Annotated in this window: 20 protein-coding genes; 11 read left to right on the forward strand and 9 right to left on the reverse strand. The window is 67.5% G+C overall.

Going from position 1 to position 16525, the window contains the following annotated elements; all coding sequences use genetic code 11:
* Nucleotides 1-3 precede the first annotated feature (3 nt).
* The 4 genes from SJY26_RS16680 (at nt 4) to SJY26_RS16695 (ending at nt 3942) form a co-directional block, all read left to right on the forward strand.
* A complete protein-coding gene (locus SJY26_RS16680) occupies nt 4-978 on the forward strand; it encodes a WD40 repeat domain-containing protein (protein WP_396594091.1) in 975 nt (324 codons plus the stop codon).
* A gap of 69 nt (nt 979-1047) precedes the next feature.
* Nucleotides 1048-1743, forward strand: a complete 696-nt coding sequence (gene mtgA, locus SJY26_RS16685) for a monofunctional biosynthetic peptidoglycan transglycosylase (protein ID WP_396594092.1) — start codon at nt 1048-1050, stop codon at nt 1741-1743.
* Nucleotides 1744-1846: 103 nt separating this feature from the next.
* The gene (locus SJY26_RS16690) at nt 1847-3736 is read left to right on the forward strand and encodes a ubiquitin-activating E1 FCCH domain-containing protein (RefSeq protein WP_396594093.1); all 1890 of its coding nucleotides are present in this window, start codon (nt 1847-1849) and stop codon (nt 3734-3736) included.
* Complete coding sequence (locus tag SJY26_RS16695; protein WP_396594094.1) at nt 3733-3942, forward strand: flagellar hook protein FlgE; 210 nt, start codon at nt 3733-3735, stop codon at nt 3940-3942. The genes SJY26_RS16690 and SJY26_RS16695 overlap by 4 nt, the downstream gene beginning before the upstream one ends.
* Here the strand turns inward: SJY26_RS16695 and SJY26_RS16700 are convergent.
* Entirely contained in the window at nt 3939-4652 is a 714-nt protein-coding gene (locus SJY26_RS16700) for a winged helix-turn-helix transcriptional regulator (protein ID WP_396594095.1), read from the reverse strand. The two genes, SJY26_RS16695 and SJY26_RS16700, sit on opposite strands and share 4 nt — an antisense overlap.
* 78 nt (nt 4653-4730) lie before the next feature.
* Here SJY26_RS16700 and SJY26_RS16705 point away from each other — a divergent pair, with 78 nt between their 5' ends.
* Both SJY26_RS16705 and SJY26_RS16710 read left to right on the forward strand, forming a co-directional pair.
* Nucleotides 4731-5162, forward strand: coding sequence for a VOC family protein (locus tag SJY26_RS16705; protein ID WP_396594096.1), 432 nt, complete (start codon nt 4731-4733; stop codon nt 5160-5162).
* 47 nt (nt 5163-5209) lie between these two features.
* Nucleotides 5210-5557 (forward strand): DUF1428 domain-containing protein, encoded by a 348-nt coding sequence (locus SJY26_RS16710; RefSeq protein ID WP_396594097.1) that lies wholly within the window; start codon nt 5210-5212, stop codon nt 5555-5557.
* A gap of 30 nt (nt 5558-5587) precedes the next feature.
* Here SJY26_RS16710 and SJY26_RS16715 read toward each other — a convergent pair whose 3' ends face one another.
* From SJY26_RS16715 to petA, 4 genes are all read right to left on the reverse strand, one after another.
* Nucleotides 5588-7231, reverse strand: a complete 1644-nt coding sequence (locus SJY26_RS16715; protein WP_396594098.1) for a M28 family metallopeptidase — start codon at nt 7229-7231, stop codon at nt 5588-5590.
* Nucleotides 7232-7385: 154 nt separating this feature from the next.
* Nucleotides 7386-8243 carry a cytochrome c1 gene (locus SJY26_RS16720; protein WP_396594099.1) on the reverse strand — a complete coding sequence of 286 codons (858 nt, stop codon included), beginning with the start codon at nt 8241-8243 and terminating at the stop codon, nt 7386-7388.
* Nucleotides 8244-8248: 5 nt separating this feature from the next.
* Nucleotides 8249-9577: a cytochrome bc complex cytochrome b subunit gene (locus SJY26_RS16725; protein ID WP_396594100.1), complete on the reverse strand. Its 1329-nt coding sequence runs from the start codon at nt 9575-9577 to the stop codon at nt 8249-8251.
* 11 nt (nt 9578-9588) lie between these two features.
* Nucleotides 9589-10134 carry a ubiquinol-cytochrome c reductase iron-sulfur subunit gene (petA, locus tag SJY26_RS16730; RefSeq protein ID WP_396594101.1) on the reverse strand — a complete coding sequence of 182 codons (546 nt, stop codon included), beginning with the start codon at nt 10132-10134 and terminating at the stop codon, nt 9589-9591.
* Between the two features lie 195 nt (nt 10135-10329).
* Between petA and SJY26_RS16735 the strand changes: the two genes are divergently transcribed.
* Complete coding sequence (locus tag SJY26_RS16735; protein ID WP_396594102.1) at nt 10330-10770, forward strand: tRNA (cytidine(34)-2'-O)-methyltransferase; 441 nt, start codon at nt 10330-10332, stop codon at nt 10768-10770.
* Here the strand turns inward: SJY26_RS16735 and SJY26_RS16740 are convergent.
* Nucleotides 10758-11237, reverse strand: a complete 480-nt coding sequence (locus SJY26_RS16740) for a TspO/MBR family protein (protein WP_396594103.1) — start codon at nt 11235-11237, stop codon at nt 10758-10760. The genes SJY26_RS16735 and SJY26_RS16740 overlap by 13 nt on opposite strands.
* 46 nt (nt 11238-11283) lie before the next feature.
* A complete protein-coding gene (locus tag SJY26_RS16745) occupies nt 11284-11409 on the reverse strand; it encodes a hypothetical protein (RefSeq protein ID WP_396594104.1) in 126 nt (41 codons plus the stop codon).
* 133 nt (nt 11410-11542) lie between these two features.
* Between SJY26_RS16745 and SJY26_RS16750 the strand changes: the two genes are divergently transcribed.
* Both SJY26_RS16750 and SJY26_RS16755 read left to right on the forward strand, forming a co-directional pair.
* Complete coding sequence (locus SJY26_RS16750; RefSeq protein ID WP_396594105.1) at nt 11543-11956, forward strand: DUF1761 domain-containing protein; 414 nt, start codon at nt 11543-11545, stop codon at nt 11954-11956.
* Between the two features lie 88 nt (nt 11957-12044).
* Entirely contained in the window at nt 12045-12446 is a 402-nt protein-coding gene (locus SJY26_RS16755; RefSeq protein WP_396594106.1) for a BLUF domain-containing protein, read from the forward strand.
* A 6-nt stretch (nt 12447-12452) separates the two neighbouring features.
* On the opposite strand, the gene SJY26_RS16760 is transcribed toward SJY26_RS16755, so the two are convergent.
* The gene (locus tag SJY26_RS16760; RefSeq protein ID WP_396594107.1) at nt 12453-13703 is read right to left on the reverse strand and encodes a dipeptidase; all 1251 of its coding nucleotides are present in this window, start codon (nt 13701-13703) and stop codon (nt 12453-12455) included.
* A gap of 125 nt (nt 13704-13828) precedes the next feature.
* On the opposite strand from SJY26_RS16760, the gene SJY26_RS16765 reads away from it, so the two are divergent.
* Together SJY26_RS16765 and hemF are read left to right on the forward strand one after the other, a co-directional pair.
* Nucleotides 13829-14791, forward strand: a complete 963-nt coding sequence (locus SJY26_RS16765) for a DUF808 domain-containing protein (RefSeq protein WP_396594108.1) — start codon at nt 13829-13831, stop codon at nt 14789-14791.
* A 59-nt stretch (nt 14792-14850) separates the two neighbouring features.
* Nucleotides 14851-15723: an oxygen-dependent coproporphyrinogen oxidase gene (gene hemF / locus SJY26_RS16770; protein ID WP_396595795.1), complete on the forward strand. Its 873-nt coding sequence runs from the start codon at nt 14851-14853 to the stop codon at nt 15721-15723.
* Nucleotides 15724-15779: 56 nt separating this feature from the next.
* Here hemF and SJY26_RS16775 read toward each other — a convergent pair whose 3' ends face one another.
* Complete coding sequence (locus SJY26_RS16775) at nt 15780-16490, reverse strand: type 1 glutamine amidotransferase (protein ID WP_396595796.1); 711 nt, start codon at nt 16488-16490, stop codon at nt 15780-15782.
* Nucleotides 16491-16525: the final 35 nt, after the last annotated feature.

Here is a 16525-nt window from a genome sequence, read left to right on the forward strand (position 1 = left end):
GGCATGACCTCCTTCGCTTTCGACGCCCAGATCACCTCCGCCCATTTCGATGCCTCCGGAGCCGTCTTCGCCCTCGGCGACGGTTCGGTCCGGTTCGAGGACGGGACCTTCGATGCAGTCCACGACGGGGCCATCCTGTGCGCCGCGGTCCACCCGTCGGGTGCCGGGCTGGTCACGGGTGGCGACGACGGCCGGGTGATCTGGAGCCGCAAGGGGGAGGCCGGCCTGCTGGCCGAGGTCCGCGGGCGCTGGATCGACGCCATCGACGCCTCGCCGGACTCGAAGCTGATCGCCTTCTCGGCCGGAAAGACGCTGTCCGTGATCGATGCGACCGACGCCGCCTTCCGCCGCGACTTCCGCCATGACCAGACCGTGTCCGGGGTCGCCTTCGATCCCAAGGGCCGACGGATCGCCACCTCGACCTATGGCGGGGCCTGTCTGTGGTTCGCCCGTATCGCCGACCAGAAGCCCGTGAAACTGACCTGGGCGGGTTCGCACACGGGCGTGGCCTTCTCGCCGGACGGGGCCTTTGTCGTCACCACCATGCAGGATGCCCAGCTGCACGGCTGGCGGCTGAAGGATGCGAAGAACATGCGGATGGGCGGCTACCCGTCCAAGATCCGCTCCATGACCTTCCTGTCGAAGGGAGCCCTGCTGGCCACTTCGGGGGCCCAGGGGGCCGTACTCTGGCCGTTCGCCGGATCGAACGGCCCGATGGGGCGTGAGGCGTCCGAGATCGGCTTCGACGACAGCACCCTGGTGACCCGCGTCGCCTCCAGCAATCCGCACGGGCGTCTCGCGGCTGGCCTTGCCGACGGCCGCGTCTGGGTCGCGGACCCCGCCGGTCAGGGGCTGAACTTCATCAAGGCGGAGAAGGGCTCGCCCATCGTGGCCCTCGCGCTCAGCCCCGACGCCACGCGCGTCGCCTGGGCGGACGAGGACGGCCAGGCCGGAGTGGCCTCGGTCGCCTTTGACTGATTCCCGGGGACGGGACACCCTCTTGCGCGCCCGCCCCGCCTGACCAACACTCCGCCCGGGGAGGACTGGATGACCGACGAAGTGCCGCCGCGCCGCAAGGGCCGGCCGATCCTGATCGCCCTGCTGATCCTGGCCTTGCTCCCCCTTGGCGGGGTCATCCTGCATGTAGTGGTGCCGCCGCCCCTGACGGTGTTGATGGCGCAACAGTTGCTCGCGGGCCGGGGGCTCGACTACCGCTGGCGCGGGCTGAACGACATCTCGCCCCATCTGGTGACCTCGGCCATCGCCTCGGAAGACGCCCGCTTCTGCAGCCATGGGGGCTTCGACTTCGAGGCCATCGAACGGGCGCTCAAGGCCAATGAAAATGGCGGCCGGGTGCGGGGCGGATCCACCATCAGCCAGCAGACCGCCAAGAACGTCTTCCTCTGGCCGGGGCGCGACTGGGTCCGCAAGGGGCTGGAGGCCGGCTACACGGTCCTGATCGAAACGGTCTGGTCCAAGCGCAGGATCATGGAGGTCTATCTGAATGTCGCCGAGATGGGCCCCGGCATCTACGGGGCCGAGGCAGCCGCCCGTCACTGGTTCGGCAAGTCGGCCGCCGACCTGACCCCGCGCGAGGCCGCCCGGATCGCCACCATCCTGCCTTCGCCTCGGCGCTACAAGGCGGCCAACCCGGGTCCCTACGTCCGCCGGCGGGCCGCCCGCGTCCAGGCCAGTGCCCGGGTCGTGCGCAACGAGGGCCTGGCCGCCTGCGTCCTGCGCTGAGCCCCGTTAACCGTCCGCCGAGGTCTAAGACTTAACCTCGATCCCCTATTCCCGAGCAACTGCGGCCTGCGACCCGGGCCGCGCGGAACAGGGAGGCGGTACCATGACGATCACGACCCGTGCGGCGCGCCACCTGCTCCGGATCGTCCGCCGGTTCGCATCCGATGTGCGCGGCAACGTCGCCATGATGTTCGCCCTCATCCTGCCGGTGCTGGTGCTGGCGACCCTGGGGGGAGTCGACATCTACCGGGCTTCGTCCGTGCGGATGAACCTGCAGGATGCGCTGGACGCCGCCACACTGGCCGCCGCGCGGTCGACCGCCACCTCCAATGAGGACCTGACCGAGATCGGCCTGGCGGCACTCGAGGCCAATCTCGCCCCGTACAGCGAGATCACCCTGCTGCCCGACCAGACAAGCTTCACCCTTGACGACAACTCGACCGTCATCGGCGTGGCCCGCGTCAACGCCAACACCCTCGTGGCGAACATCTTCCTGCCCCCCTACGGCCAGTTCTTCGACGACCAGCTGCCGATCAACAGCCGGTCCGAGGTCAACCGATCATCCAAGAATATCGAGGTCGGGCTTGTGCTCGACATCACCGGGTCCATGGGCACCCAGGACATGATCGATCTGAGGGCGGCCGCGACACAACTGGTCGATATCGTCGTCCAGCCCGTCCAGAGCCCCTACACCACCCGCATGGCGATCATCCCCTATTCGGTCGCGGTGAACCTGGGCTCATCACGGGCCGGCAGCGCGCGGGGCACCCCGGTGCAGTCGCGTCCCATCACCAACGCCGCCTGGATGACGGGCTCGGAGATCAACATCAGCAACATTACCCGGGCCAGCCCGGGCGTCGTTACCACCTCGAGCAACCACGGTCTCAGCACCAACGACTACGTCTGGATCTCGGGCGTCGACGGCATGCGCAAGGTCAACGACAAGGCCTATCGGGTGGTCAGACTTTCCAACACCACCTTCTCGCTGAAGTCCTGGAACGGCTCGTCCTGGAAGAACGTCAACACCACCTCGAACAACGGCTACTGGGAGTATGACTCCAGCAGCGGGGACGTCGCTCGCGAATGCCTTGTCGCGGACTGCACCGTCGTGATCACCTCGGCCGGGCACGGCATACCGGCGACCACCACCGACGCCGGCACCACCCTGCCGGGCACAGTCTACATCACCGACGTCGACGGCATGACGCAGATCAACGACAGGGCGTTTGAGATCGCCAATGTCACGACCAACACCTATTCCCTGGTCGGCGCCCGGGGTGCCGACACCGACGCCTACACATCCGGCGGCAAGTCGTGGTGCGGGCAGGACGGCTGCCAATGGCGCGCGTTCCGGCGAGCATCCAACAACGCGATGACGGCCTATCCCATCACCAGCTGCGTAACCGAGCGGATCGGGGACGAGAGCTACACCGGGGTCGCGCCGTCGACGGCTGGCGTCGGTCGCCACTACGCCCTGAGCGACGTCTGTCCCTCGGCCACCATCCAGCCCCTGAGCAGCAACATCTCGACGCTGAAAAGCAAGATCAGCGGACTGACGTCAGACGGCGCGACGGCGGGCCATATCGGGCTGGCGTGGGGCTGGTACACGGTCGCGCCGACCTTCAACAGCCTGTGGTCGGGCAGTGCCGCCAATCCCTATAACGCCACCGAGACCATCAAGGCGGTTATCCTGATGACGGACGGTGATTTCAACACGCCCTACTGCACCGGTCTGGTGGCCCAGCTCGTCTGCGACGCCACCAACGGGAACTCCTTCGCCCAAGCGACCGAGCTTTGCACGGCGATCAAGGACGCCGGGGTGGTGATCTATACCGTCGGCTTCGGGGTACCCTCCACCGGCGGGGCCGCGACCTTCCTGGCCAGCTGCGCCACCAGCAGCGACCACGCCTTCCTGCCCAACAGCGGGGCCAATCTGACCGAGAGTTTCGCGGCCATCGGCCGTGACATCACCCGCCTGAGGATCAGCCGATGATTGCCATGTCCATTGCCGTCGGCGGCATCGCGGCCGCCACCACCCGCTTCGAACAGAGCGCCATCCGCACCGCCAACGCGCCCCTCGACAACCTCGAGAACGAGACGGTCGAGCGCATCGAGGCCGAGACCGCCCTGTCCGCCAATGTCGCGGTCCTGCGCACGACCGACGAGATGACCGGCACCCTGCTGGACATGTTCGCCTAGGCTGCGGCCGACCCGGCCTCATTGACCTTGGGCGGCAGGGCGAACAGCCCTGCGAACCGGACCAGGGCCTCGCGGTCGCCCTCGACCGAGAGGGCCCCCGCTGTTTCCAGTGCCGCCAGCGACTGACCGCCATAGACCAGACCGGCCAGGGCCGGCGGAGCCCCGGTCACGGTCACCTCGGCCGATCCGGCCTCGCCGCGTTCGATCTGCAGCGCGCCGTCAATCACGCGGGCCGTGAACCGGTCCTCGCCGAAGCGGAAGCCGACCGTGACCGCCACCCCGGCCGCCCGCTCAGGCCTGAACATGGTCTGGAACGACATCATCATCGAGATGGCGCTCAGCGGCAGGGTAGGATCGTGAAGCGGCGAGCGGGCCGCCCACATCCCCAGCATCCCGAACACCGGCCGGATCTCCCGGCCCCAGTCGGTCAGATCATAGACCTGGACGGAGGCGGGGGGCGGCAGGCGCAGACGCTGCACCACCCCCGAGGCCTCCAGCGCCTCAAGCTTCTGGCTCAGCACATTCGCGCTGATGCCCGGCAGGCTGGCTCTCAGCTCGCCGAACCGGCGCGGGCCAAACATCATCTCCCGTATGACCAGCAGGGCCCAGCGTTCGCCGATCAGGTCGAGGGCATGGGCCGCGCCACAGGCGTCATCGTAGCGCCGCGCCGATCGCGGCACCGAAGAGTTGGTTATTTTTTCTAACTTCATGGTTGCCATATGTAACGCCTGCCGGTAGGAGTCGCAATGTCGACGGCCCATTCAGACGCCCGCCAGGAAGGAAGCCCGATGTCCCGCATGATCTTCGTCAACCTGCCGGTTTCCGATCTGGCCCGGTCGGTCGCCTTCTATGAAGCGGTCGGGGCGACGAAGAATCCGGCGTTCAGCGACGACACCGCCGCCTGTATGGTCGTGTCCGACACCATCTTCGTGATGCTGCTGACGCATCCGAAGTTCGCCAGCTTCACCGCGCGGACCATCGCTGACCGCTCGACGGTCCAGGCCATGCTGTGCCTGTCCTGCGACAGCAAGGCGGCCGTTATGGACCAGCTCGCGGCGGCCACGGCGGCGGGCGGCACGCCCGATCCGACGCCGGAACAGGACTACGATGGCTTCATGTATGGCCGCAGCTACGAAGACCCGGATGGCCACATCTGGGAAATCATGTGGATGGACCCGGCCGCCGCCCGGCAGGGCGCCGCCGCCCACGAGACCGCCTGACCTTGAACCGCCGCCAGAAAGCGGCAGCGTCCCGAAGGAGAATACAGATGGCCTATGTTTCCGGCTTCCTCATCCCTGTGAAAAACGCGGACAGGGATCGCTACATCAAGTCGGCCGAAGTCAGCTGGCCCATCTTCCAGAAATACGGGGCTCTCGAGCAAGTCGAAACCTGGGGCGTCGACGTTCCGCCCGGCAAGCTCACCGGCTTCGACCTCGCGGTGAAGCTCGAGGACGGCGAGGCCGTCGTCTTCTCGTGGATCAAATGGCCGGACAAGGCCACGGCCGAAGCCTGTTTCGCCACCATGGAGACCGACCCCGCCTGGAAGGACATGGACATGCCCTTCGACGGCAAGCGCATGATGTGGGGCGGCTTCGAACCGGTGTTCGAGAGCTGACGCACCCGGGCCCGACCGGGCCCGGTCCCCCTACTCCCGCCGGTCGGCGCTCGCCGCCCGCGCCGGACCAAACTCCGAGCCAGGCTTCCATTCGGGCCAGTCGCGGCTGTTGGCCAGGCTGGCTCCCAGTGCCCGGTAAACCTCCAGGTCCTGGATCTGGCCGGCATAGTCCCAGTCGGCCGACCATTCGTCGTCGGCCTGGTGATAGCGCCGGGCGGTGTACTCATCCCGGGCGGCGATGCGCGGGGTCACCGGCTCGTCCACGAAGTCACCGCTGCTCTTCGCATAGGCCATGGGCACGCCCCGCTTGGCGAGGGGGAAGTGGTCACTGCGGAAATAGATGCCGGCGGCCACATTGGTGTCCGGCTGGACCGTCCGTCCCTGGGCTTCCACGATCGCCCCCATCCGCTCGTCGAAGTCCGACTGGCCGTAGCCGACGATGCCGAAGCCCGCCGTCCGGCCATAGACATTGGCCGAGTCCATGTTCACGCCGCCGACCGTGGTTTCCAGCGGGTAGAGCGGATTGGCTGCATAGAATTCCGACCCCAGCAGCCCGCTCTCCTCGGCGGTGAAGCCGATGAAGACCAGCGACCGCTCCGGCCGCGGCCCGGCCCCGAACACCCGCGCCAGCTCGATCAGCCCGGCGATGCCCGAGGCATTGTCGACCGCCCCGTTGAAGATGGCGTCGCCGTCGGCATCGGGCGTCCCGACGCCGATGTGATCCCAGTGTCCGGTATAGAGGAAGGTCTCGTTCGGCCGGGTCGTCCCGGTCAGACGGCCGACGATGTTGTGGGTCTCGATCCGCTCGGAGGCGACGTCAAAGCTCACGGTCATCGCCGCGCCCGTCAGGGTCACCGGCTGGAAGTCGCGGCGGCGCGCCTGGACCTTCAGCGCCTCGAAATCCAGCCCGGCGCGCTCGAACATCCCAACCGCGATGTCCCGCTGGATCCAGCTCTCCATCGGCACCCGCTCGTCGGCATTGTCGCGCACGATGTCGAACGTCGGCCCGGTCCAGCTGTTACGGACCGTGGCCCAGCCATAGGAGGCCGGAGCGTTTTCGTGGACAATGATGACGCCCGCCGCCCCCCGACGCGCCGCCTCCTCGTACTTGTAGGTCCAGCGTCCGTAGTAGGTCATCGCCCGGCCGCCGAAGGTGTCCAGCGCCGGCTCCTCGAAGTCGGCGTCATTGACCAGCACGACCAGGATCTTGCCGGTCATGTCCTGACCCTTGAAATCGTCCCAGTCCCGCTCAGGCGCAGTAATCCCGTAGCCGACGAACACCAGCGGGGCCCCGTTCAGCACGACCTCGCTCTGGCCGGGCCTCCTGGTCGAAACGACGATCTGCTCGCCCTGATCGAGGGCTTGCGTCCAGTCCCCGATCGTCAGCCGTGCCTCGACCCCCGAGGCTGTAAACCGGTTCAGCGCGACCGCCTGGGTCCAGCCGCCGTTCGCGCCCCCGGGCTCCAGCCCTGCGGCCGCAAACTGCGCCGAGACATAATCGATCACCTTCTGCTCGGCGGGCGTTGCAATGCCCCGGCCCTCGAAGTCGTCGGCCGACAGGATGCGGATGTGTTCGGACAGGCGGGCGGCCTCGAAGCCCGGGGTCTGGGCCAGGGTGCCCGACGACAGGGCCAGTCCGGCAAACAGGGCAGCAGCGGCAGTGAGCAGGCGCATGGGCGAACCTTCTGTTGGCGACGACAGCAGGTTAGGGCGAGGATGACCGGGTGTCGATCACTGCGCGGCCCTGTCCGGGCCGGCACCGTTCCGCCCACGAAAAAGCCCGCCGGGCAAACCCGGCGGGCTGTGTTTTCAACCGTCGCAGCAGGTTCTAGTGGGCGACGCCCTTCCAGATGCGGCGATAGCTGGCGTAGGTCAGGCCGGCGAAGATCGCCAGAAAGGCCAGAACCCCGACGCCCGACTGCTTGCGCTCCGTCGCCTTGGGATCAGAGGCCCAGGCGATGAAGGCCGCGACGTCCTTGGACATCTGGTCGACGGACGCTTCGGTGCCGTCATCGAAGGTGACCTGACCGTCCATCAGCACCTGGGGCATGGCAATGAAGCCACCCGGCGGGACGCTGTCGTGATCCCCGTCCCAGAAGGGCGTCATGTCCCCGGCCATATACGGGTTGTAGTACTGGCCCGGATTGATCCGCAGGCCCGCCGGCGGCTCGCCGTAGCCGCTCAGCAGCGAGTAGATGTAGTCGGCACCGCCGTGGCGTGCCTTGGTCATGACCGACAGGTCCGGGGGATAGGCCCCGCCGTTGGCGGCGGCACCGGCCGTGCGGTTGGCCCAGGGGCTGGGGAACTTGTCCGCCGCAATGCCCGGACGCATGATCGGCTCGCCCGTCTCGGTGTCGATATCGGCGATCTGGGCCTCGGCGGCCAGGGCCCGGACGAACCGGTTGGCCGCGGGGCTTTCGGCATGCGGATCATAGAACGGCCCGCCCTTCTCGCCGAGCGTCCGGAAATGCATCAGATCCATGCTGTGACAGGCCGAGCAGACCTCGCGATAGACCTTGTAGCCGCGCTGCAACTGCGCCTGGTCGAAGGTGCCGAAAGGCCCGTCGAACGAGAAGCCACCCGAGCGCGGGTGTTTTGCGCCGCCGGCGGCCAGCGCCGGCGAGGTCACGCCGACGGCCAGAACGACCGCGACCGAAAGGATCAGTTTGCGAATGGAAAGCGTCATCGCGATCAGCCCTTCTTCTCGGCGTCGGCAGGAACAGCACCGCTCATGGCCCCTGAACCGGACAGCACAGGTTCGGAAATCGACAGCGGGATCTTCAACGGCGTCTCACGCAGACCCACAAGCGGCAGGATCACAGCGAAGAAGGCGAAGTAGTAGAGCGTCGAAAGGCGCGTCAGCCACAGGTAGCTGTTCAGTTGCCCGTCAACGAGGAAGAAGCTGGGCATGCCCGGGACGACCGGCGCGTCCGGCAGCTGGGCACCGCACCAGCCCAGCAGCAGGCCGTTCACGACAAAGATCATGTAGAAGATCTTCATGGTCGGGCGATAGCGCATCGACCGCACCTTGGAGGTGTCCAGCCACGGCAGGACGAACAGGATGCCGATGGCCGCGAACATGGCCACCACGCCGCCGAACTTGTCCGGAATGGCGCGCAGGATGGCGTAGAACGGCAGCATGTACCACTCGGGGACGATGTGCGCCGGCGTCACCAGCGGGTTGGCGGGGATGTAGTTGTCGGCGTGACCCAGGGCGTTGGGCATGAAGAACACGAACACCGCGAACATCATCAGGAAGATGATCAGGGCGAAGCCGTCCTTGACCGTATAGTACGGGTGGAAGGGGACCGTGTCCTTCTTCTCGCGCTCCTTGGGGATCAGGATCCCGACCGGATTGTTCTGTCCGGCGGTGTGCAGCGCCCACAGGTGCAGCACGACCACGCCGAAGATCACGAACGGCAGCAGATAGTGCAGCGAGAAGAAGCGGTTCAGCGTCGCATTGTCGATTGCCGGACCACCGCGCAGCCAGATCAGGATGGGCTCACCGATCATCGGGATGGCCCCGACCAGGTTGGTGATCACCTCGGCACCCCAGTAGGACATCTGGCCCCACGGCAGGACGTAGCCGAGGAAGGCCGTGGCGATCATCAGGAAGAAGATGATGCAGCCCAGGATCCAGATCATCTCCCGCGGTGCCTTGTAGGAGCCGTAGTAGAGGCCGCGCAGCATGTGGATATAGACGGCCACGAAGAACATCGACGCGCCGTTGGAGTGGACGTAGCGGATCAGCCAGCCGCCGTTCACATCCCGCATGATGCGCTCGACCGAGGCGAAGGCCATGGCGGTGTTCGGCTGGTAGTGCATCGCCAGGAAGATACCCGTCGCGATCTGGGTCACCAGGCAGATGCTGAGGATCGCGCCGAAGGTGTACCAGTAGTTCAGGTTCTTCGGCGTCGGCAGGGCCAGATAGTCCGCGCCGAAACGGACGATCGGCAGCCGGGTGTCCAGCCACTTCTCGATGCCGCTCTTGGGAACGTAGGTGGATTCGTGTCCGCTCATCTTCTGTGCTCTCAGCCGATCCGGATGGTGGAGCCGGCGGTGAATTCATACTCCGGCACCACGAGGTTCAGGGGCGCGGGTCCTTTGCGGATCCGGCCCGAGGCGTCGTAGTGGGAGCCGTGGCAGGGGCAGAACCAGCCGCCGTAATCACCCGATCCGAAGGTCGGGATACAGCCCAGGTGGGTACAGCTGGCCAGAACGACCAGCATGGCCTCGTGGCCCGGCTTGGTCCGCTCGGCGTCCGTCTGGGGATCCTTCAGGTCGGAGGCGTTGTCGTCGGCGATCACCTTCTGGAGCTCGGCCGCACTGCGGTTGCGCAGGAACACCGGCTTGCCCTGCCAGGTGATGACGATCTGCATCCCTTCCTGGACCTTGGAGGTGTCGAACTCGGTGGTCGACAGGGCCAGGGTATCGGCCGCCGGGTTCATGGAGTTGATCAGGGGCCAGGCCACCATCACCCCCGCACCCGCCGCTGCGGCACCGGCCGCGATATGGATGAAGTCCCGGCGGGTTGCCTCGCCTTCGGGGGTCTCGTTCGTCACGACCAATTCGGCCACGTCTCACCTCTGAAATACTCGGTCACGGACCGTCACAGGGCGGTTCGCGCGCGAGAAAAGTGTCTAGCGCAACAGCGGAAGAAAGACCCGGCCTGGTTTTGCGGCTCATCGCCGCAAGATGCTGACGCTTCTTGAGAAGCGGTCGCACACAGAGCCGCGACAAGCCCCCGGCCCACGCGTATGCAGGGCCTTAGAATGCGTCTCGCCCTTTTTCAACCAGCCATTCCCCAGAACGTCGGTGCCTGCATCCGGCTTTCGGCCTGTTTCGGCGTCGAACTGCATGTGATCGAGCCCACGGGCTTCGCTTTCGACGACCGGGCGATGAAGCGTGCGGCGCTCGATTACGGCCCCCTGTCGCACATGACGCGGCATGCCGACTGGGACGCTTTTCAGGCCGTGCGTGGCACCGGCCGACTGGTCCTGTTCACCACCCGCGGCGCGACCCCGCTGACAGGCTTTACCTTCAGACCGGATGACACCCTTCTGTTCGGCAGCGAGACCTCGGGCGTGCCCGACAGCGTCCATGCCGTCGCCGACGCCCGGGTCTTCATCCCGATCCAGCCCGAGGCCCGGTCGCTGAACCTGTCGGTCAGCGCCGGCATCGGGCTGTTCGAGGCCCTGCGTCAGGCGGGCTGAGCGTCGGGATTTAGCTGGATCATGCGCAGGTTCAGCAGGGCCGCGATCGTCACCCAGCCCAGATAGGGCAGCAACAGCAGCGCCGCGAACGGCCGCAACGGCCAGAACAGGGCGATGACCACCACCAGCGACAGCCACAGCAGGCCGACGTCGATCAGGGCCAGATCCATCCGCCGCCGGCCGAAGAACAGCCACGACCAGCCGGCGTTCAGGACCAGCGAGACGACATAGGCGGCAAAGACGAGCGGCTCTCCTGTCCCCGCGACTTCCCACACCAGCCAGCCCGCCCAGGCATTGATGGCGAAAAGAAAGCCCCAGACGATCGGAAAGGCCAAATTCGGCGGGGTCCAGCCGGGCTTTTTGAGACCGGCGTACCAGACGCCGGGCTTGAACATCCCCCCGCTTGAGGCGGCGACAAAGTTCAGGGCGACGAAAACGCCGACCGCGATCCACATGCGGGTGTCCATGACCCCAGTCTAGGCCAAAACACCGGCAAACGCGCGCCCGATCTGCCTAGACGAGGCGCAGGATCATATAGACCAGGCCACCGACAATCGCCGCCCCGGCGGGATAGGCAAGGCAGCCGATCGTGCGGATCAGACCGGGGCGGCGGGCGGGCGCTTGTGTGGGCTGGGTCATGCATCCGCCATGGCCGGGCCCGGCTCCGGCCGCCAGCGGCGCCAGTGTCGCAGACCCCCGCCCCCTGCCTCTACAGACTGACCCTGCCCCCTCGTCGCGCGTTATGTCTCTCGGATCAGTCACTGGAGGCTCCATGGAATACATCCTGCTGAATGCCCTGCCGATCGCCGTGGCGACCGCCGCCGGCCTCATCGCCGGTCTGGTGTTCCGGGCCGGGGCCACGCGGATCGGAGGACCCCGATCCGGAGCCGTCACCGGCCTCGCCCCCGGCCCCCTTGCCGTGATCGCCCTCGCCGAGGCCTGGCTGGCGGCGATTCTGGCCGGTGCCCTGATCCTCGCCCCGTCGGAGGCCGGGGCCTGGACCATGGCGCTGGGCAGCGCCGTGGTCATCTGGATCGGCTTCGTCGTCCCGGCCACCGTCGTGAACCACGTCCATCGCGGGCTGTCGGCCCCGGCCATGGCGATCGACGCCGGGGCATGGCTGGTTGTCATGCTGGTTCAGGCCGTTGTCCTGAAGAGTATCGGCCTCGTCCCGCCCAACGGCTGAAGGCGACCTGCGACCCGGCGACCCTGTTCGTCAGGGGCCGGCTCGGTCATGATGGTCCCGGCCGGGCACCCCGGCGGAGGACTGCGCCATGTCCCTGTTCCAGGTCATCTATGCCTCGCGCCCCTTCGGCTACGATCAGGGCATGCTCAATGGCATCCTGGCCGACGCCCGCCGCTGCAACGAACGCGACGGGATCACCGGCTCGCTGGTCTGTCGCGACGACCTCTATCTGCAGTTGCTGGAAGGCCCGGCCGACCTCGTCACCGCCGCCTTCGAACGCATCGCCAGGGACGACCGGCATCTGGAGGTCCGGCGGCTGCTGGCCGGCCCGGCCGCCAAACGGATCTTCCCCGACTGGGCCATGCGCCACGATCCGGCCCGGTCATGGATGTGGACCCCCGATCAGGTCGCCGACGGGGCCCCCGAACGGGCCGGTCGCGCCGAGGTGCTGGGCGTGTTCCAGCGCATCGCCGCCGAGGCCGGCCTCTGAGCAAACTCAGTCGGGACTGCCCGCCGCGGCAATCACGGCCAGGCTGGGTCGATCGCCCGCCTTCGACGCCGCCACCGCCTCGGTCGCCCGCATGACCCGCAGGATGTTCTCGCCTGCCAGCTTGCGGATGTCGGCCTCGCTCCAGCCCGCCGCCATCAGGGCCGCCAGGATGCGCGGATAGGCGTCAACGCCCTCCACCCCCTCGGGCAAACTCGAGATCCCGTCGAAATCGCCGCCCAGCCCGACATGGTCGATCCCCGCCACGTCGCGGACGTGCTGGATATGGGCCACCACATCGGCCTGCGTCGCATCGGGGCGCGGGTTCGCCTCCGCCCAGGCGGTCAGCCGCGGATCGGCGGGCGTCGCCCCCGGCGACACGCCCAGTCGCCCGGCCTCGGCTTCCATTCGCTTCGTCCAGTCCACCTGGGCGCTGCTGATGAAGCCCGGCACGAAGGTCACCATCACCACCCCGCCGTCCGCCGCCATCTGCGACAGGACGCTGTCGGGCACATTGCGCGGATGGTCCGTCACCGCCCGGGCCGAGGAGTGCGAGAAGATCACCGGGGCCTCGGACACCCGCATGGCGTCGACCATGGTCTCTTCCGAGACGTGACTGAGATCGACCAGCATCCCCAGCCGGTTCATCTCACGCACCACATCCTCGCCAAAGGGCGACAGGCCGCCCCATTTCGGGGCGTCCGTGGCGCTGTCGGCCCAGGTCGTGGTCCTCGAATGGGTCAGGGTCATGTAGCGCACCCCCGCCTCATGAAACTCGCGCAGCAGGCCCAGCAAATCGGCGATCGAATAGCCGCCCTCGATCCCCATCAGGCTGGCGATCTTCCCGGCCCCATGGATCTGGACCACATCGGCTGCCGTCGTGGCCAGTTCGAAGGTCTCCGGGTGGGCCGCGACCATGCGACGGACCACATTGACCTGTTCAAACGTGGCCTTGGCCGCGTCCACGGGCGTCAGGTTTGCGGGGACATAGACGGACCAGAACTGCCCGCCCACGCCACCGGCGCGCAGCCGCGGAATGTCCGTGTGCAGCCGGGTACTGTCATCCAGATTGGTGGTCAGGTCGACCGCATAGGGATCACTGCCATAGCCCTGCCGCAGCGCCCACGGCAGGTCGTTGTGCCCGTCGATCAGCGGGGTCCCCTCCAGGATGCGCAACGCCCGCGCCTCACCGGCGTCCTGGGCTGAGGCCGGCAGGGCCAGGGCGAGCATTGAGACCGCGAGCAGACAACGACGAAACATGGAGACCCCCCTGGAACTGGACGGTCACCGTGACCGACGCTTCCGCACGAGTAAAGCGGCGCATTGGCGACGGCCGTTTCGCATGCCACCCTGCGCGCTCCTCCCCTGCACTCATGGTTTCCCTCATGCCCTCCGGACTGGCGGCCCTGCTCGACGACGTGGCCGCGATCGCCAAACTGGCCGCCACCTCCCTGGACGACGCCAGCGCGGCCGCCGGCAAGGCAGGCTCCAAGGCGGCCGGGGTCGTCGTCGACGACGCCGCCGTAACCCCCCGCTATGTCACGGGCCTGTCCCCGGCCCGCGAACTGCCGATCATCTGGAAGATCGCCCTGGGGTCTGTCCGCAACAAGCTGCTGATCCTCCTGCCCGCCGCCCTGATTCTCAGCGCCTTCGCGCCCTGGGCGATCACACCCATTCTTATGCTGGGCGGGGCCTATCTGGCCTTCGAGGGGGCAGAGAAGCTGATGGAGGCCTTCGGCGGCGGCCACCACGACACGGCTGAGGAGGCCACGGGCGATCCGGCGACGCTGGAGGCGACCAAGGTGGCCGGGGCCATCCGCACCGACCTGATCCTGTCGGCCGAGATCATGGCCATCTCCCTGGCCGATGTCGCCGACCAGCCCATCCTCACCCAGGGTCTGGTGCTCGCGATCGTGGGCCTCGCCATCACCGCTGGCGTCTACGGCGTCGTCGGCCTGATCGTGAAGATGGACGACATTGGCCTGCACCTCGCCCAGGGCCGGTCCAACGCCCTGCAGGGTCTCGGACGCGGTCTGGTCAAGGGCATGCCGGTCGTGATGTCGGCCATCGCAACCATCGGCATGGCCGCCATGCTGTGGGTCGGCGGCGGCATTCTGGTGCATGGTGCGCACACCTTCGGCGTCGTCTGGCCGGAAGACATCATTCATCACGCCGCCGTGGCGACCGCGGCCGTCCTGCCGTTCGGACAACCGGTCGTGGAATGGCTGGTCACCGCCCTCGGCGCGGCGATCGTCGGCATCCTCGTCGGCGGCCTGCTGGCCGTGATCGTGCACCAGATCGGCCGCCTGCGTCACAAGCCCGGCGGCACCAGCCCCACAGCCCACTGAGCTTCGGGGTGACGCCGCAGGCGAACCATGGTTCAAATCCGGCCATGAGCCACGCCCCCCTGCCCGACACCGATCCCCTCGAACTCAAGAAGATCGAGACCCGCGCCTGGTTCGAGGAACTGCGCAACCGCATTCACGCCGGCTTCGAGGCCCTGGAGGATGCGGCCCCGGCCGACCTGTTCCCCGGCGAACCGGGCCGGTTCGTCCGCACGCCCTGGTCCCGGCCCGAGGGCGGCGGCGGGGTCATGGGCATGATGCACGGCCGGCTGTTCGAGAAGGTCGGGGTCCACGTCTCGACCGTCCACGGCGTCTTCCCGGCCGACTATGCGAAAAACGTCCCCGGGGCCGAAGAGGACCCGCGCTTCTTCGCCACCGGCATCAGCCTGATCTGCCACCCGGTCAGCCCGCGCGTGCCGGCGGTGCATATGAACACCCGCTTCATCGCCACCACGAAAAGCTGGTTCGGCGGCGGGGCCGACCTGACCCCGGTGCTGGACGTCGAACGCACCCAGGAGGCGCCGGACACCCTCGCCTTCCACGCCGGTATGAAGGCCCCCTGCGACGCCCACCACCCCGACTGGTATGCGAAATACAAGCCGTGGTGCGACGAGTACTTCTTCCTGCCACACCGCAACGAGATGCGCGGCATCGGCGGCATCTTCTACGACCACCACGACAGCGGCGACTATGAGAAGGACTTCGCCTTCACCCGCGACGTCGGCACGGCCTTCCTCGACACCTATGCCGCCATCGTCACCCGCCGCATGACCGAGGCCTGGACCGACGCCGAGCGCGAGGAACAGCTGATCCGCCGGGGCCGCTATGTGGAGTTCAACCTGCTCTACGACCGCGGCACCATGTTCGGCCTCAAGACCGGCGGCAATGTCGAGTCGATCCTCAGCTCCATGCCCCCCGTGGTGAAGTGGCCCTGACCCGGCGTCACCTCCCCATCGCCGGAGGGCGATGGGGAGGACAGACCGCGTAGCGGTCAGGCGGGGGCGACTCCGTTGCTGAGCAGAAACCCCCGGATCCACGCCCCCATCACCTCACGGTCATTGGGCCCCTGCAGACTGGCCACCGCCTCATCCGCCTCGGCCTCCGCAATCCTGTGTCCCCGCCGGCTCTCGACGAGGGCCGCGGCGAAGTCGGGGTGGAACTCCGGATGGCACTGGAACGACAGGGCGTCGTCCCAGGCCAGACCGGCATAGGGGGTGAAGGCGCTGGCCGCGATCAGCCGCGCGTCGGACGGTGGCTCCACCACCTGATCCTGATGCGACACCGGAATGGCGACCGTGTCGGCGCGCGGAACCATCCACGGCTCCTCGCCGACCACCACATAGCGGTGCAGGCCGATGCCCCAGCCCCGGTCGGACTTCTCCACCCGGCCGCCGAAGGCCTGGGCCATGGCCTGATGGCCGAAACAGATGCCGACCAGCCGCGTCTGCCCCCGGGCCGTCCTCAGCCAGTCCAGCAGCGGCGGTATCCACGGCAGGTCCTCATAGACCCCGGCCGCAGAACCGGTGACGATGGCCCCGGCCAGGGCCGAGGGATCATCCGGCAGGTGTCCGGCCTGCACGTCGAACCGTTCAGTCGTCACCCCATCTCCCAGCAAGGTCCGGAACGCGGCGGTATAGTCGTCGAACCGCTCCGCCAGCGCGGCGGGTGGACGACCGGTTTCGAGAATGGCGATCGGCTTCATGTCCGCCATATGGGGGTGATCCGCCATGGCGGCAC

Origin of the sequence: Brevundimonas sp. R86498, assembly GCF_044598075.1 — a bacterium.
Taxonomy (GTDB): domain Bacteria; phylum Pseudomonadota; class Alphaproteobacteria; order Caulobacterales; family Caulobacteraceae; genus Brevundimonas.

Coding starts and splice junctions, on each gene's coding strand:
- SJY26_RS16680 (WP_396594091.1), top strand. CDS start 4: ATGACCTCCTTCGCTTTCGACGCCCAGATCACCTCCGCCCATTTCGAT.
- mtgA (WP_396594092.1), top strand. CDS start 1,048: ATGACCGACGAAGTGCCGCCGCGCCGCAAGGGCCGGCCGATCCTGATC.
- SJY26_RS16690 (WP_396594093.1), top strand. CDS start 1,847: ATGACGATCACGACCCGTGCGGCGCGCCACCTGCTCCGGATCGTCCGC.
- SJY26_RS16695 (WP_396594094.1), top strand. CDS start 3,733: ATGATTGCCATGTCCATTGCCGTCGGCGGCATCGCGGCCGCCACCACC.
- SJY26_RS16700 (WP_396594095.1), bottom strand. CDS start 4,652: ATGAAGTTAGAAAAAATAACCAACTCTTCGGTGCCGCGATCGGCGCGG.
- SJY26_RS16705 (WP_396594096.1), top strand. CDS start 4,731: ATGTCCCGCATGATCTTCGTCAACCTGCCGGTTTCCGATCTGGCCCGG.
- SJY26_RS16710 (WP_396594097.1), top strand. CDS start 5,210: ATGGCCTATGTTTCCGGCTTCCTCATCCCTGTGAAAAACGCGGACAGG.
- SJY26_RS16715 (WP_396594098.1), bottom strand. CDS start 7,231: ATGCGCCTGCTCACTGCCGCTGCTGCCCTGTTTGCCGGACTGGCCCTG.
- SJY26_RS16720 (WP_396594099.1), bottom strand. CDS start 8,243: ATGACGCTTTCCATTCGCAAACTGATCCTTTCGGTCGCGGTCGTTCTG.
- SJY26_RS16725 (WP_396594100.1), bottom strand. CDS start 9,577: ATGAGCGGACACGAATCCACCTACGTTCCCAAGAGCGGCATCGAGAAG.
- SJY26_RS16735 (WP_396594102.1), top strand. CDS start 10,330: ATGCGTCTCGCCCTTTTTCAACCAGCCATTCCCCAGAACGTCGGTGCC.
- SJY26_RS16740 (WP_396594103.1), bottom strand. CDS start 11,237: ATGGACACCCGCATGTGGATCGCGGTCGGCGTTTTCGTCGCCCTGAAC.
- SJY26_RS16745 (WP_396594104.1), bottom strand. CDS start 11,409: ATGACCCAGCCCACACAAGCGCCCGCCCGCCGCCCCGGTCTGATCCGC.
- SJY26_RS16750 (WP_396594105.1), top strand. CDS start 11,543: ATGGAATACATCCTGCTGAATGCCCTGCCGATCGCCGTGGCGACCGCC.
- SJY26_RS16755 (WP_396594106.1), top strand. CDS start 12,045: ATGTCCCTGTTCCAGGTCATCTATGCCTCGCGCCCCTTCGGCTACGAT.
- SJY26_RS16760 (WP_396594107.1), bottom strand. CDS start 13,703: ATGTTTCGTCGTTGTCTGCTCGCGGTCTCAATGCTCGCCCTGGCCCTG.
- SJY26_RS16765 (WP_396594108.1), top strand. CDS start 13,829: ATGCCCTCCGGACTGGCGGCCCTGCTCGACGACGTGGCCGCGATCGCC.
- SJY26_RS16775 (WP_396595796.1), bottom strand. CDS start 16,490: ATGAAGCCGATCGCCATTCTCGAAACCGGTCGTCCACCCGCCGCGCTG.